At 66.2% G+C, this 14,775-nt stretch carries 12 protein-coding genes, 2 pseudogenes and 1 riboswitch; of the genes and pseudogenes, 4 read left to right on the top strand and 10 right to left on the bottom strand.

Features of this window, described 5'->3' with window-relative positions; genetic code table 11:
- Nucleotides 1-52: 52 nt before the first annotated feature.
- The 4 genes from O1Q03_RS17480 to O1Q03_RS17495 all read right to left on the bottom strand — a co-directional run bounded on the left by O1Q03_RS17480 (nt 53) and on the right by O1Q03_RS17495 (nt 2,597).
- Nucleotides 53-1,444 carry an MFS transporter gene (locus O1Q03_RS17480; RefSeq protein WP_269505032.1) on the bottom strand — a complete coding sequence of 464 codons (1,392 nt, stop codon included), beginning with the start codon at nt 1,442-1,444 and terminating at the stop codon, nt 53-55.
- Nucleotides 1,445-1,585: 141 nt separating this feature from the next.
- Complete coding sequence (locus O1Q03_RS17485; protein WP_269505033.1) at nt 1,586-1,795, bottom strand: hypothetical protein; 210 nt, start codon at nt 1,793-1,795, stop codon at nt 1,586-1,588.
- Between the two features lie 33 nt (nt 1,796-1,828).
- Entirely contained in the window at nt 1,829-2,197 is a 369-nt protein-coding gene (locus O1Q03_RS17490) for a hypothetical protein (RefSeq protein WP_269505034.1), read from the bottom strand.
- Between the two features lie 22 nt (nt 2,198-2,219).
- Nucleotides 2,220-2,597, bottom strand: coding sequence for a winged helix-turn-helix transcriptional regulator (locus O1Q03_RS17495; RefSeq protein WP_269505035.1), 378 nt, complete (start codon nt 2,595-2,597; stop codon nt 2,220-2,222).
- A 136-nt stretch (nt 2,598-2,733) separates the two neighbouring features.
- Here O1Q03_RS17495 and gstA point away from each other — a divergent pair, with 136 nt between their 5' ends.
- Nucleotides 2,734-3,372, top strand: a complete 639-nt coding sequence (gene gstA / locus O1Q03_RS17500) for a glutathione transferase GstA (RefSeq protein WP_269505036.1) — start codon at nt 2,734-2,736, stop codon at nt 3,370-3,372.
- A gap of 42 nt (nt 3,373-3,414) precedes the next feature.
- Here the strand turns inward: gstA and O1Q03_RS17505 are convergent, their stop codons facing one another.
- On the bottom strand, nt 3,415-4,425 hold the full coding sequence (locus tag O1Q03_RS17505) for a sodium:calcium antiporter (protein ID WP_269505037.1): 1,011 nt from the start codon (nt 4,423-4,425) through the stop codon (nt 3,415-3,417).
- 82 nt (nt 4,426-4,507) lie between these two features.
- Nucleotides 4,508-4,683, bottom strand: a riboswitch (yybP-ykoY riboswitch).
- Between the two features lie 283 nt (nt 4,684-4,966).
- Between O1Q03_RS17505 and O1Q03_RS17510 the strand changes: the two genes are divergently transcribed.
- Nucleotides 4,967-6,778: an ExeM/NucH family extracellular endonuclease gene (locus tag O1Q03_RS17510; protein WP_269505038.1), complete on the top strand. Its 1,812-nt coding sequence runs from the start codon at nt 4,967-4,969 to the stop codon at nt 6,776-6,778.
- Between the two features lie 30 nt (nt 6,779-6,808).
- A pseudogene (locus tag O1Q03_RS17515) lies at nt 6,809-6,925 on the top strand (2-oxoglutarate dehydrogenase); the annotation flags it as partial.
- 220 nt (nt 6,926-7,145) lie between these two features.
- Here the strand turns inward: O1Q03_RS17515 and glyA are convergent.
- On the bottom strand, nt 7,146-8,393 hold the full coding sequence (gene glyA, locus O1Q03_RS17520) for a serine hydroxymethyltransferase (RefSeq protein WP_269505039.1): 1,248 nt from the start codon (nt 8,391-8,393) through the stop codon (nt 7,146-7,148).
- Between the two features lie 581 nt (nt 8,394-8,974).
- A complete protein-coding gene (locus O1Q03_RS17525; RefSeq protein ID WP_269505040.1) occupies nt 8,975-9,967 on the bottom strand; it encodes a GlxA family transcriptional regulator in 993 nt (330 codons plus the stop codon).
- Nucleotides 9,968-10,056: 89 nt separating this feature from the next.
- Here O1Q03_RS17525 and O1Q03_RS17530 point away from each other — a divergent pair, with 89 nt between their 5' ends.
- Entirely contained in the window at nt 10,057-11,172 is a 1,116-nt protein-coding gene (locus tag O1Q03_RS17530; protein WP_442865810.1) for a DJ-1/PfpI family protein, read from the top strand.
- A 12-nt stretch (nt 11,173-11,184) separates the two neighbouring features.
- On the opposite strand, the pseudogene O1Q03_RS17535 reads toward O1Q03_RS17530, so the two are convergent.
- From O1Q03_RS17535 to O1Q03_RS17545, 3 genes and pseudogenes are all read right to left on the bottom strand, one after another.
- Nucleotides 11,185-11,347 (bottom strand): annotated as a pseudogene (locus O1Q03_RS17535) (superoxide dismutase); the annotation flags it as partial.
- Between the two features lie 129 nt (nt 11,348-11,476).
- Entirely contained in the window at nt 11,477-12,961 is a 1,485-nt protein-coding gene (locus O1Q03_RS17540) for an aminotransferase class V-fold PLP-dependent enzyme (RefSeq protein ID WP_269505042.1), read from the bottom strand.
- A gap of 243 nt (nt 12,962-13,204) precedes the next feature.
- Nucleotides 13,205-14,686 carry a virulence factor gene (locus O1Q03_RS17545; RefSeq protein ID WP_269505043.1) on the bottom strand — a complete coding sequence of 494 codons (1,482 nt, stop codon included), beginning with the start codon at nt 14,684-14,686 and terminating at the stop codon, nt 13,205-13,207.
- Between the last annotated feature and the right edge of the window lie 89 nt (nt 14,687-14,775).

Here is a 14,775-nt window from a genome sequence, read left to right on the forward strand (position 1 = left end):
GAGTATGCCGAGGAAAGCGGTGCGGCACGCGTGTGCCGCATCGCTTTCGCGCTCAGGCGTCGATGCGCTCGACCTTGCCGACCAGCAGCCCGTACGACAGGCTGCCGGCGAGCGCCATCGCGGCGATGTAGGTGATCGCGCGCGAGAAGTCGGCGCCGTCGACGAGCAGCCCGATCACGATCGGCGTCGCGATCGCGGCAAGATTGCCGATCAGGTTGAACATGCCGCCCGTGAGGCCGAGCAGCCGCGCGGGCGCGAGCCCAGACACGAGCGACCACGTGATCGACGCGAAGCCGTTGCCGAAGAACGCGAGCGTCATGAACGCGATCACCCAGCCGGTCGAGCTCACGTAGTTCGCGCCGATGATGCAGGTCGAGATCAGCAGCCCCGAGATGATCGGCAGCTTGCGCGCGAAGCCCTGCGATGCGCCGCGGCGCATCAGCCAGTCCGACAGCAGGCCCGAGCACAGCACGCCGACGAACGCGGCGAGAAACGGCAGCGACGCGACAAAGCCCGACTTGATGAAGTCCATCCCGCGATACTTGACGAGGTAGGTCGGGAACCACGTGAGGAAGAACCACAGCGTCGAGTTCAGCGCGAACTGCCCGAGATAGATGCCCCATAGCTTGCGTCGGCCGAGCACGACGCCGAGGTCGCGCCACGTCGACGGCGTGCGTTCGCTGCGCGCGGCCATACGGTCCTCGAGATCGACGAGGCCGCCGCCGTCGCGGATCAGCGCGATCTCGGCGGCGTTGACGCCGCGAAACGCGCGCGGCTCGCGATACACCGCATACCAGATCGCGGCCCATGCGATGCCCGCGACGCCCGTCGCGACGAACACCATGTGCCAGCCGAGATGCACCTGCAGCCACGCGAGCACGGGCGTCAGGAATGCGAGGCCAACGAACTGCCCGGACGTATAGCCGCCGATCGCGCTCGCGCGCTCGCGGGTCGGGAACCACGTCGTCACGACACGGTTGTTGATCGGATAGGCCGGCGCTTCGAGCGCGCCCACTGCGAGACGCAACACGATCAGCCCCCCGAACGAACCGGCGAAGCCGAGCAGCAGCGTCGCGGCCGACCACAGCGCGAGCGCGCCGGCATACAGCACGCGCGGCGATACCTTGTCGACGAGCCAGCCGCCGGGAATCTGCATCAATGCATAGGTCCAGCCGAACGCGGAGAACACGAGGCCCGCGCGAACCGGATCGATGTTCAGTTCCTTGAACAGCGCCGGTGCGGCGATCGACAGGTTGCTGCGGTCGAGGTAATTGATCACGACCGTGACGAACAGCAGGATCAGGATCAGCAGGCGCTTGCGGCTCGGCGGCGCGGTAAAGGCGGCGGCCGCGGCCGTGCGGGCGGTGGAATCGGGTGCGGTGTCGCCGCGTGTGCACGGCTGTTCCGACGGGGTGGCGTGGGTGCGTGATGCGGATTGGGCCACGGTTGTCTCCTGTGTTCTGTGCCGGCCTGCACCCGCGTGACGGGGCGGCCGTATCCAATGGCATTGGGGCGAACGTTAGAGCCGTGGAGTGAAGTGCGTCAACATTTGAACAGGCATCCCTATTAATGGGATGCCGCGCGCTCAATATGTGGGAAAGCCGCGTGAGAGCGCCTGGATTTTGCGAGCCGGACCGCCGTGCGCTATTTGCCGCGCGACGCGCGCCGTGACGGTGTCGGCGGCCTTGAACGTCAGCGGCGGCTTGGCCGCATGAGCGGCGGCAATCGACGTCAAGCATGCGATGAGCGGCGCGCCGCGGCGCAGAAGCGGTTGAAATCGCGAAGTGCGTGTCATGCGGCGTTCCGAAGCGTGGGTGGTACCGCGGGCTTACGCGCTTGCGCTGTCGTCGCGATACCCGCTCTTGCCGTCGAAGATTTCCTTCAGCGCGGCACGCAGCACGACGGGATCGTGTTCGCCGGGCGCGAGATGGATCACGTAGTGCGTATTGCCGTCCAGACGCGCGGCCGTGCGTTCGTCGAGTTCGACTTCGATCGTGTCGCCCGTCAGGCGGACCGTCAGATCCTTCACGTGCGCGGTGAGCTGGTCGTGCACCATCACCTCGATCGATGTTTCCTCCGGAAAGCGCAGCAGCGAGAAGCAATAGTCTTGCTGCGCGTCGTGGCAATAGATGTTCGCGCAGCTTTCGTCGTCGTCGACGTCGGACGTGGCCGCGCCGACGGTGGCGTGTAGTTCCATGATCTGTGTTCAGGTGTGGGGTTTATCGGGGCAGGCCGGCTTCGGCTTCGATCGTGTCGGGCGTCGTATGCGCGTCGCATTGCGCATCGCGCGCCTTCAGCCACAGCCCGAATTCGCGCATGACTTCGACGACGGGCCGCAGCCGGTCGCCGTCCGCGGTGAGATCGTACTCGACGCGCACCGGCACTTCCGGATACACGGTGCGCCGCACGAACGCGGCGTCTTCCAGCGCGCGCAGATCGAGCGTCAGCATCCGCTGCGAGATGCCCGGCATGTCGCGCCGCAGGTCGCTGAAGCGCTTCGGCCCGTCGAGCAGGTACGACACGAGCAGCAGCCGCCAGCGACCGCCGAGCATGCGCATCGCTTCTTCAACGGAACATCCTGTCGCACTCGTTTTCATGCTGCTGGCCTTTGTCGGTAACTTTTTTGTGACTACGGCACAAACGACTGCCGTCTTCTCATCGCTGCGTCGATGCGAGATATTAGCGCCCGCGTCGCGGCGAATCGAGATACGAACCCACCCACCAAGGAAACGCATGAAGCTCTATCACGCTCCCGGCAGCTGTTCGCAGGCGATCTGCATCGTGCTGCGTGAAGCAGGCCTCGACGCGGAGATCGTCGCGGTCGACGCACGCAAGCATCGTGTCGAGGACGGCCGCAACTACTACGACGTGACCGAACTCGGCTACGTGCCGCTGCTCGAACTCGACGACGGCACGATGCTGCGCGAAGGCCCGGTGATCGCGCAGTATCTCGCGGACCAGCGCCCGGAAGCGGGGCTCGCGCCCGCGTACGGCACGCTCGCCCGCTACCGGCTGATGGAATGGCTGAACTTCCTCGGCACCGAAATCCACAAGGGCTTCATTCCGCTGCTGTATGCGGTGCAGGCAGGGCAATACGTCGAGCCGGTGCGGCAGAAGCTCGACGGCCGCTTCGCGTGGATCGACCGGCAACTCGACGGCACCCCGTATCTCACGGGCGAGACGTTCACGATCGCCGATGCGTATCTGTTCGCGCTGACGGGCTGGGGCAAGGCCGACTGGATGCGCTCGGTGTACGACGCGGACATCGACCTGAGCCGGCATGCGAACCTGCGCGCGTGGTACCAGCGCGTGCAGGCGCGGCCGGCCGTGCAGCACGTGCTGCGGGCCGACGCGCGGCCGAATGCGTCCTGATGTGCTGACGCGTCCGGACACGCGCAGCGGCATTCAGCGCATTCAGCGTGTCAGCGTCACGAGCAGATAGCCGGCATAGCCGACGCCGTTCACGAGCAACGCCCAGATCGCGAGCCCGCGTGCGCGTACGTTGATGCGCAGCCAGGCCGCCGCCGCGAGCGTGATGATCACGCCGGTCAGCACCTCGCGGCGCGGCTCCCATGGCGTCAGCATGATGCCGATCGCCGGCAGCAGCGTGCCCTGGAACACCATCGCGCCGGTGATGTTGCCGAATGCGAGCGTGTCCTTGCCGCGGCGAATCCACAGCACGCTGTTGACCTTCTCCGGCAGTTCCGTTGCGATCGGCACGATGATCAGCGACAGCAGCAGCGCCGAGATGCCGAGCAGGTGCGACACGCCTTCGACGCCGTGAATGAAGCCCTTCGCACCGCCGACGAGCAGCGCGACGCCGATCCCGAGCTGCAGCACGATGGTCGCGAGATTGGTCGGCAACCCGATGCGCGACAGGAACATCGCGTGCGGCGCTTCGGTGCCGTGTCCGGCGTCGACGAGGCCGGTCGATGCGCGGAACGTCATCACGACGTACAGCACGTAGATCCCGACCAGCATCGCGGCGAGCAGCGCGCGCACCGCCCACACGTGATGCGGGACGAACATCGCGGCGGTCGCGAGCGCGAACGCGGCGATGAAGCAGTTCAGGTCGCGCACGAAGCCGCTGCGCTCGGGCGCGATCGTGCCGCCCGGCCCGCGCGTGCGGATCACGGCGAACGCCATCAGGAACGTGGTGAGCGTCGCGAGCATCAGCGGCGCGCCGAGAATCGCGCCGACGCCGATCTCCTCGTTCACCGCCGCACTCGACGTGCCGCCCGCCAGCGCGAGCAGCGGCACCATCGTTTCGGGCAGCGCGGTGCCGACGGCCGCGAACAGCGACCCCGTCACGCCTTCGGAGATCTTCAGCCGCTCGCCGAGATGCTCGAGCGCATTGGTGAAAAATTCGGCGGCAACGAGGATGACGATCAGCATGAACGCCAGTTCGACGAGCATCAACGTCATGCGGCACCTCCGCAGGCGAGCGTGCGGGCAACGGTAGCGAAACGGAAATGCGACGGGAAGGGCGGTATGAACATGGGGGCTCCGTGGTCGGACGTAGACGAACCATGACGCATCTGCCGACGTCCGACCAGGAACGACGCGATGCGTCGATGGTCTCGCCAGACCGATTCGGCCGAACGCGCCACGGCCACAGGCCGAGTATGTTGACGCGTTCGCTTTCCGGGGATGGAAAGCAGGCTACTCCCCAAAGACGAAGGGCAGTCTAGCCGAGCCGAATGCTTTCGGCAAGCATGCAGATGCGACAGCGAACCGGCGCGGGCCGACGCCGCCGCGATGCGCAGCCACGTTCGCGCGTGGGGCCGACGCAACGCGCTGCACGACGGCCGTCTCCTCACAGGCCGCCGCGGCGCGCCCCGACTCGGCGGGTACACCCGCGTCCGGCAAGCACCGCGCCAATTACATCTTGCTGTCCATTCATTACCGGAAACTGTCATTGAGCGCCGCTAAGCTTTCGTCACCCTCACAACCGGGATTTCCCGTCATGCGCTCGACCATCCGCCTGTTTGCCCCGCTATTGCTGCTACCCACGCTCGCCGCACCCGTGTTCGCGGCCACCGCCGCGCCCGTCAGCCCGAACTGCGGCGGCAGCACGACGCCGATCGCCGACATCCAGGGGCCGGGCGCGCCGTCGCCGCTCGTCGGCCAGAACGTGTCGATCGAAGCGATCGTCACCGCCGATTTCGGCGGCACGGACGGCTTCGGCGGCTTCTTCGTCCAGCAGGGCGACGCGCAGCGGCGCAACCAGCCGGGCGTATCGGAAGGGCTGTTCGTCTACGCGCCGAAAGCGCGCGCGCAGGCCGGCGATCTCGTGCACGTGACGGGCAAGGTCGAGGAAAAGTACGGGCAGACGCAGCTCACGCTGGCCGGCCCGATCGCGGTGTGCGCGAACGGCCAGACGGTCACGCCGGCGACGCTCACGCTGCCGGTCGACAACGCGAACGCGTTCGCCGCGTATGAAGGGATGCGCGTGCGCCTGCCGCAGACGCTGACCGTCACCGACAACTACGAGCTCGGCCGCTACGGCAGCGTGATGCTCAGCAACGGCCGGCTGCGCACGCCGACGAGCGTGGTGCCGCCGTCGCAGGCGCAGACGCAGATCGATGCGAACGCGCGGAACCGGCTGATCCTCGACGACGGCTCGAACAAGCAGAACCCCGGCACCGTGCCGTATCCGGCGCCGGCGCTGTCTGCCGCGAACACGCTGCGCTCGGGCTACACCGTGCGCGACGTCGAAGGCGTGCTCGAGGTGCGCTACGGCGCGTGGCGCGTGCAGCCGCTGCCCGGCGCGGCCGTGCCCGCATTCGACAAGCGCGAGAACCCGCGCACCAGCGCGCCCGCACGCGATCCGAAAGCGAACCTGCGCGTCGCGTCGTTCAATGTGCTGAACTACTTCAACGGTAACGGCGTGGGCGGCGGCTTCGACGATCCGAACAACCGCGGTGCGAAGAACTACGAAGAATTCCAGCGTCAGGAAGCGAAGATCGTCAGCGCGCTGAAGGCGCTGAACGCCGACGTGATCGGCCTGATGGAAATCCAGAACAACGGCTACGGCGAACTGAGCGCGGTGCGTCAGCTCGCGGCGAAGCTCGGCAGCAACTGGCGCGTCGTCGATCCGGGCGTCGCGCGCCTCGGCGGCGATGCGATCGCCGTCGCGCTGATCTACGACAGCCGCGCGGTTGAGCCCGTCGGCCGCGCGTCGACGCTCGCGATCGACGACAAGAACCGCCAGCCGCTCGCGCAATCGTTCCGCCGCATCGGCGGCAAGCAGGCGCTGACGATCGCGGTCAACCACCTGAAGTCGAAGAACTGCCCGGACGCGACGAACGACGATCTCGACCAGGGCGACGGTCAGGGCTGCTGGAACCCGACGCGCACGCGCGCGGCGGCGAAGGTGGCCGACTGGCTCGCCGGCACGCCGACGGGTGTCGCGGGGCAGGGCGTGCTGCTGATCGGCGACTTCAACAGCTACACGCATGAAGACCCGATCCGCCTGCTCGAATCGCGCGGCTATCGCAACCTCGTGTCGCGCTGGATCGGCGCGAACGCGTACAGCTACGTGTACAACGGCGAAACCGGCTATCTCGATCACGCACTCGCGTCGCTGCCGCTCGCGTCGCACGTGAAGGCCGTGCACGAATGGCACATCAACGCGGACGAGCCGCTCGCGCTGCAGTACACGCTCGCGTACAAGTCGGCGGATCAGCAGAAAACGTACTACGCGCCGGATGCCTATCGTTCGTCGGATCACGATCCGGTGCTGATCGATATCGCGCTGCCGGGCGGCGGGAACTGACCGCCGGCCGAACATGATCGAAGCAACGCGGCGCAGCACTTCGACGGGATCGATGCGAAACACACTGGGCGCGTGACGATGAGCGATGCGAAGCAGTTCATCGAGCAGCGGCAGGTGCAGGCGCTGCCGGAACAGCAGGCGTGGTGATGTAGCGGTGCGGCGTCGGGTGTGGGTGCACCGCGCAGGGTCGACGCCGCGCGATAAAAAAAACGGGCTGCCGAATGAACGGCAACCCGTTTTTCATGCGCTCGCACCGAAACCGGATGAAGCTGTGAGCGCAGCGGCGCGATACGCGGCGGCGCTTTCGAAACCGGCCACGTGTCGTCGAGCGTTACGCGCTACGCGCTACGCGCTACGCGCTACGCGATCAGCCGTAGACCGGGAAACGCTTGGTCAGTTCGGCCACTTGCGCGCGCACGCGCTCGATCGTCGCCGCATCTTCCGGTGCTTCCAGCACGTCGGCGATCAGGTTGCCGACGATCTCGGCTTCCTTCACGCCGAAGCCACGCGTCGTCATCGCCGGCGAGCCCAGACGGATGCCGCTGGTCACGAACGGCTTTTCCGGATCGTTCGGGATTGCGTTCTTGTTCACCGTGATGTGCGCCGCGCCGAGCGCTGCTTCCGCTGCCTTGCCGGTGATCTTCTTCGCGCGCAGGTCGACCAGCATCACGTGGCTTTCCGTATGGCCCGACACGATGCGCAGGCCGCGCTTGACCAGCGTTTCCGCCAGCACGCGTGCGTTCTCGACCACCTTCTGCTGGTATTCCTTGAACTCGGGCGACAGCGCTTCCTTGAACGCCACGGCCTTCGCCGCGATCACGTGCATCAGCGGGCCGCCCTGGATGCCGGGGAAGATCGCCGAGTTGATCGGCTTCTCGTACTCGGCCTTCATCAGGATCACGCCGCCGCGCGGGCCGCGCAGGCTCTTGTGCGTCGTGGTCGTCACGAAGTCGGCGTGCGGCACCGGGTTCGGGTACACACCGGCTGCGATCAGGCCCGCGTAGTGCGCCATGTCGACCATCAGGTAAGCGCCGACCGACTTAGCGATCTTCGCCAGACGCTCGAAGTCGATCTTCAGTGCAAACGCCGATGCGCCCGCGACGATCAGCTTCGGCTTGTGTTCGTTCGCGAGCTTCTCGGCGGCTTCGTAGTCGATGTCTTCGTTTTCGTTCAGACCGTAGCTGACGACGTTGAACCACTTGCCCGACATGTTCACCGGCGAGCCGTGCGTCAGGTGGCCGCCGTGCGCGAGGCTCAGCCCCATGATCGTGTCGCCGGGCTTGAGCATCGCGAAGAACACGCCCTGGTTCGCTTGCGAGCCCGAGTTCGGCTGCACGTTCGCGGCTTCCGCGCCGAACAGTTGCTTCACGCGGTCGATCGCCAGTTGCTCGACGATGTCGACGTACTCGCAGCCGCCGTAGTAGCGCTTGCCCGGATAACCTTCCGCGTACTTGTTCGTGAGCTGCGAACCCTGGGCGGCCATCACGGCCGGGCTCGTGTAGTTTTCCGACGCGATCAGCTCGATGTGATCTTCCTGGCGGCGGTTTTCCTGCTCGATCGCTGCAAAGAGTTCGGGATCCACATTTTCGACGGTGCTGGTGGAGCGGTTAAACATGTCGTATTCCAATGGCAGATTGAGAAATGCCATGCCGGACGGCGTCCGTCATGGCGGGGAACCTTTTCTTGCAAGGGATTCAGCGGGCCGGATGCTCGATCGCGGCGGCCCGGCGGACGACGGCGGCGATCTGTCTCCCGGCGTCATATTTGAAAAGAGCGGCCAGGTTTGCGCAAGAACGATTGCGACAAATCGGTAGAACGCCGTCGGCACGACGGCGTATGGAATCGGTGGCGGGGACGCGCGGCCGCGCGTGCGGTATTTGGGCGACAGATCGGGGCGGTGACGAAGATGGCTGGCTAGCGCCGTTGGCCACGCGCGGGTCATACGGTCAAGGAACCGATTCCGGCGTGGGAAGGCGTGCCGCTCGACGCCCGTTTCGTCAGACGCAAGGGGTAGCGCGGGGAACGGCTGGATCGCAAGCCGCGTGGTGACGGTGACGACGCTCGACGGCAAAGCCCGCACCCCTGCGGTGAACGCGTATCTCGCTTCGCACCAGAAGCGAGAGAAACCCTCCGCGTGGTCTCGCGCGCGTTCGTTCGGCTGCTCGCTTACGCCTGCGGGGTCTCGCGTGTGTCGGCTTACGCCGCCCCTCCGAACCGAGCACGATAGTCGCGCGGCGATACGCCGACCCGCTTCGCGAATGCGCGCTGCAACGCGTCCACGCTGCCGAATCCCGCACGTTGCGCGATCCGTTCGAGCGGCCAGTCCGACCGCTCGAGCAGCGCCTTCGCGCGCTCGATGCGCGCGGCCAGCACGAACTGCGCGGGCGACCGCCCCGTCTCCTTGACGAAGTTGCGCGCAAACGTCCGCTCGCTCATGTGCATGCGCGCGGCCAGCGCGGCCACGCCGAGATCGCCGGTCGGATCATCGGCGATCGCGGCGAGCAGCGCGCGCATCCGCGGCGTCGCGTTCGCATGGAGCTCGAGCCCGACGCTGAACTGCGCCTGTCCGCCGGGGCGGTGCATGAAGAGCACGAGTTCGCGTGCGACCGCCAGCGCGGTCGACGCACCGCAGTCGGCCTCGACGAGCGCGAGGCACAGGTCGATGCCGGCCGTCACGCCGGCCGACGTATGGAACGGCGGGTCGCTCACGTAGATCGCGTCCGGCTCGACCCGCACGTTCGGGCACAGCGCCTGCAGCGTCGAACACTGGTTCCAGTGCGTGGTCGCGCGCTTGCCGTCGAGCCATCCGCCCGCCGCCAGCACGAACGCGCCCGTGCAGATGCTCGCGATTCGCCGCGTGTCGGCGATCCGCGTGCGCAGCCACGGCAGCACGCCGGCATCCGACGCCGCGTGCCGCAGCGCCGCTTCGCTGCCGCCGGCGACGACGATCGTGTCGATGCGTTCGGGCAATGCCGCGAGCGCGGTCGGGCCGGCGAGGCGCAGCCCCGCATGCGTGACGATGTCGTGGCCGTGCTGCGACGCGAGCGTCAGCCGATACGGCGCGACATGGCCGGGAAGATGGCGGTTCGCGACCGCGAATACCTCCATCGGGCCCGTGATGTCGAGCGACTGGACGCCTTCGAAGCCGACGATCACGATGTCGCGTACCGGGCAGGTTGACTGGGGCATGGCAGAAAGTGCGGTGGAATTGTCGTTGTGACCGCGTGCATGATCCTTGTAATTTTCCGGACGTGCAATCGAGCGACGCGGGATGGGCGATGCGGGAACGGAAGAGAAGCGGGGTGATGCGCGCGACGGCCGCGCTGTTCGTGTGCGTGGCGTTGGCCGCATGGGTGCCGGCGCGATCCGGGCAAGCCGTCGCGGACGGCGCGCGGCCCGTCACGCAAACGCTGACGATCGGCGCGCCGAAAGACGGCCGCAAGCGGCCGCTCGTCGCGATCGTCGCGGACAATGCGGGCACGGAGACGACCGATTTCATCGTCCCGTACGCGGTTCTGAAGACGTCCGGTGCGGCCGACGTCGTAGCCGTGTCGAGCGAAGCCGGGGGCGTCGATCTGATGCCCGCGCTGCGGATGCTGGTCGATACGACGTTCGACCGGTTCGACGCGAGCGTTCCGTCGGGGGCCGACGTCGTGATCGTGCCCGCGCTGCACCGCGCCGACCGGCCCGAGGTGCTCGCGTGGCTGCGCGCGCAGGCCGCTGCGGGCGCAACGATGGTCGCGATCTGCGATGGCGCGGAGGTGCTCGCGAACGCCGGGCTGCTGCGGCAGCGCGCCGCGACGTCGCACTGGCATTCGCGCGACGGGCTGCGTCGGCGTTTCACCGATACCGCGTGGGTCGACGATCGCCGCTACGTGATGGACCGCAACGTGATGACGACCACCGGCGTGTCGGCGTCGATTCCCGCATCGCTCGCGTTGGTGAGTGCGCTGGCCGGGCCGGCAGTTGCGCACGAGACTGCGCGGAACATCGGTGCGCAAGCATGGAGCGACGAGCACGACGGCAGCCGGTTCGGGTTGAGCACGCGAGCGGTGGCCACCGCGCTGACGAATCGCGTTGCGTTCTGGCGGCATCAGACGTTCGATCTTCCGGTCGAGAATGGCTTCGACGAACTGCCGGTCGCGTTGACCGCCGATGCATGGGCGCGCACGTGGCGCAGCGACGTCGTCGCGACGGCGGATGCGCGCGTGATCGAGTCGAAGCACGGGCTGCGCTTGCTGGTGCAGCCGGCCGATGCCGCGCACGCGCGCGTGACGATCCCGGACGGGCGGCGCGGCGATGCGGTGCTGCCCGGCGTGCTCGCGGATGTCGCTGCGCGCTACGGCGAAGCGACGTCCGACTGGGTCGCGCTGCAACTGGAGTATCCGAAGTAGCCGGCGCAGGCGTTACGCGTCGCCCGATGCGAATAGCGCTTCCCAAGCCGAGAAACGGCCCGAGCGGAATGATTTCCCAGCCGATGAGCGCGGCCTTCGCTAGCGGAGACTCGTGCGGCGCTTCCCGCGCGCTGTCCGCCGACTGGCATTCGGCAATGATCGCGACACGCGGGCGATGGTCGCTGGTCGACGCGTTCGCTGCGACCGAGAATCGGCATGTGCCGCTGAAGGCGCCGGATGCGTACGACGCGTGACGAACGTGCGTTGTTGTGGCGGGTAGCGTTTCGTTACCCGCCGATAGCGCTCAGGCCGTCGCCGTGCGGCGGGCCATCAGCCGGTTCCACAGCATTCCGGCCCGGGCCCCGCTTCGGCAATACGCGAGCACCGGCTTCGGCAGTGCATCGACCAGCGCGCCGAACGCGTCGACTTCCGCGTCGCCGATGCGATCGCGTTCGACCGGCAGATAGTGCGCGTCGAGCCCCAGCTCACGGGCCGCGGCCGCGATGTCGTCGAACGCCGGTTGATCGGCGTCTTCGCCGTCGGGGCGGTTGCAGACCACCGCGCGGAATCCGGCATTGCGGATCGCTTTCAGGTCCGCCGCGCAGATCTGCCGCGACGCCGTGAAGCCTGTCGATGCCGCGATCCGGCATTGCTCGATCGCGCGCTGGAAACATGCGATCGCGAAATCGACGTCCTGCTCCGTCGTGAAGCGCCCGAAGCTCACGCGCACGGTGCGGCTCGCGGCGTTCGCGTCGAGACCGATCGCGGTCAGCACGTGCGACGGTGCGCCGCTCATCGAGTTGCAGGCGGACGTCGACGACACGGCCAGCGAATCGCCGAGCATGAACGGAAAGAAGCCCGGCGCGTTCACCGTCAGGCTCAACGTATGCGGAATGCGTCGCGCCGTTGCGGCGTTGTGCGTGACGTCGCCGAGCGCGAGCAGCGCGTTCGTCAGCCGCGTGCCGAGTGCCGCGATCCGCACGGCTTCGCGCTCGAGCTTCTCGGCAGCGACCTCGCACGCGACGCCCATGCCGACGATCTGATGCGTCGCCAGCGTGCCCGAGCGCAGGCCGCGCTCGTGTCCGCCGCCGTGGATCTGCGGCGCGATCTGCGCGGCGATGTCGCGACGCACGAACAGTGCGCCGATGCCTTTGGGACCATAAACCTTGTGCGCGGACATCGACATCAGGTCGATGCCGAGCGCGCGCACGTCGATCGGCGTCTTGCCGAGCGCCTGCGCGGCGTCGACGTGCAGCAGCGCGCCGGCGGCGTGCACGATGCGGGAGATCGCGCCGATGTCGGTCAGCGTGCCGAGCTCGTTGTTCACGAGCATCAGCGACACGAGGCCCGTATCGGGGCCGATCGCGGCGGCGACCGCGTCGACGGTGATCTCGCCGTCGGCGGTGGGCGACAGATAAGTCGCCGTCATCCCGCGCTTCGACAGATTTGCCATCGTGTCGAGGATCGCCTTGTGTTCGATGCGGCTCGTGATCATGTGGCGCTTGTCGGCCGCGTTCTCCGCATAGCCTTTCAGCGCGAGGTTGTTCGACTCGGTCGCGCCCGACGTCCACACGATCTCGTCGGCATCCGCGCCGATCAGCGCGGCGACCTGCTCGCGTGCGCGCTCGACTTTTTCCTTCGCCAGCCGGCCGGCGGCGTGCGAGCTGGACGCAGGATTGCCGAAGATGCCGTCGGCGCCGAGGCAGGCCGTCATCGCTTCGATCACGCGGGGATCCGCAGGGGTGGTGGCTGCATAGTCGAGGTAGTGCAGCGGGGTCGTATCGCTCATGTCCTTCTCTTGATCTTTCTCTTCTGAATGGGAGGAATGATACGAGGGAAGGCGGGGAAAAAGGATCCAAAGTTGGTTGGCAAATCAGCTTGATGGGGAATAACGTTTTATCTATGTGGACGTATATGGAAATTATTTTTGTTCGAGCCGGGTAGGCTGGGTGGTGGATCGATTCGTGCGGGATGCCCGCCTGGCGGCGGGCTGCCTTGATCGGGCAGGCTTGCGCGGCGGTTTGCGTTTGCATCACCACGAATAACCTTGCATTCCGTAATCGACGTCGTATCGGCGTCCCCACCACGGCAGGTAGGCGTTGTTTGCGCCGCGTGCGCGGAACCAGTCCTTGGTTGGATCTACCGAGGTGAGCTTCGACGGCGGCCTGACGATGACCGCGACGGGGTGCTCGGGGGCGGTCGTGCCGGCGACTAGCGCGTTGCCGCCGAAGTGATTGATCCGGCCGATCGCGAGCGCCACGTTCGTCAATGCGCTGCCGGTGCCCATGTCGCCAAGCAGGCCGGCCGTGTTGAAGGTCTGCTTCATGTAGTCGAATTCCGGAAGGGTTTCGGTCAGCGTTTGCGCGAGGGAGGCAACGCGTGACGACGACGCATCACTGCCCTTGCCTGCGTCGTGAACGATGTACTCGATGTCTGGAACCGAGATGCCGGCGTTGCGGGCTGCTTGGTCGATGGTCGCCTTCCACGCTTGCACGGCGCGGGTGGTGCCGACTTGCCGCGCAATCGCCTGCGTGTCGCCGGTTGCGGCCTTGCCGATCCATGCGAGCGGTTCGCGTTCGGTGTTGAAGTCCGGACCGGCGAGGAACAGCACGACAAGGTTTTCGTTGATCTGCGCATCCGTGGGCGGGAAGTTCGGTGCGTCCCAGTTGATTGCCCATACGGTCTTGTCGGGGTTCGCCTGCAAGTAGTCCAGCGCGTTGTTCAGTGACGTGAATCCGGCGTTCGAACCGCCTTGGGTGAGTCGTACATCGGGGGGCGTGTCGCGGCTCCAAAGTGTCTTGGGTGACGGCGGCCCGATTTCGAAGTATTCGACAATCTCGTTGCTCAAGTATTCCTTCGCTTCGGTCGGGTCGAGCTTGGGAGGTAGCGCGAACTCAATACGCATCCCGGCAAGTTCGCGCCAGTCCTTGGAGCTCTCTGGTTTTACGGTGTAGAAATATTTTGCATTTGCGAAATAACGCGAGCGCATCAACAGCAAGAACTTTCTCACATACTTGTGATAGAAGCCCTTGAACGTCTCCGTTCCACGGTTGCCGTATGCGATACCCGCAACCGACTGCAGCGTAGTAAAGGACTTTGGATCGATGCGAACCATATCGTCATTCTGGTTTGGCGAGGAAAGTCCTTGCGTCCACAACAATTGCCATTCGGTCGGGTAGTCCATCCGTTGCAATGGATTCAGCCAGATCAGGCCAACAACCTGCGCAACGAACGGCTTACCCGGCTCGTTGGCTGCCGGCGCCTCATTCATCGCAGACTCTCGAACAGGGACGGCTTGTGCGGGACGCGTCATGGCCGTGGTGAATACAAATGCCGCAAGTGCAGCCAAGGCCGGTAAGACGATGAATCGTTTCATCCAATCACCTATTTCCAAATGTGCGGGGTCGGGTTGTTCTACGTGCGCCATCAGGGAAGCCACGAGCACGGTGGTGACCAGCCATACCAAAGCAGCGATGACGACACGTCGAGGCCATGTAGCGATCAGCTTCTTCATACGGCACCCCCGACTTTCAAATAGAGCTGACCTTCGCGGTCATCTACGATCGCGCCGGGGATCTTGCCCTCGCTATCATTGGCATGCAC

Source organism: Burkholderia sp. IMCC1007 (assembly GCF_027257875.1).
Lineage (GTDB): Bacteria > Pseudomonadota > Gammaproteobacteria > Burkholderiales > Burkholderiaceae > Burkholderia.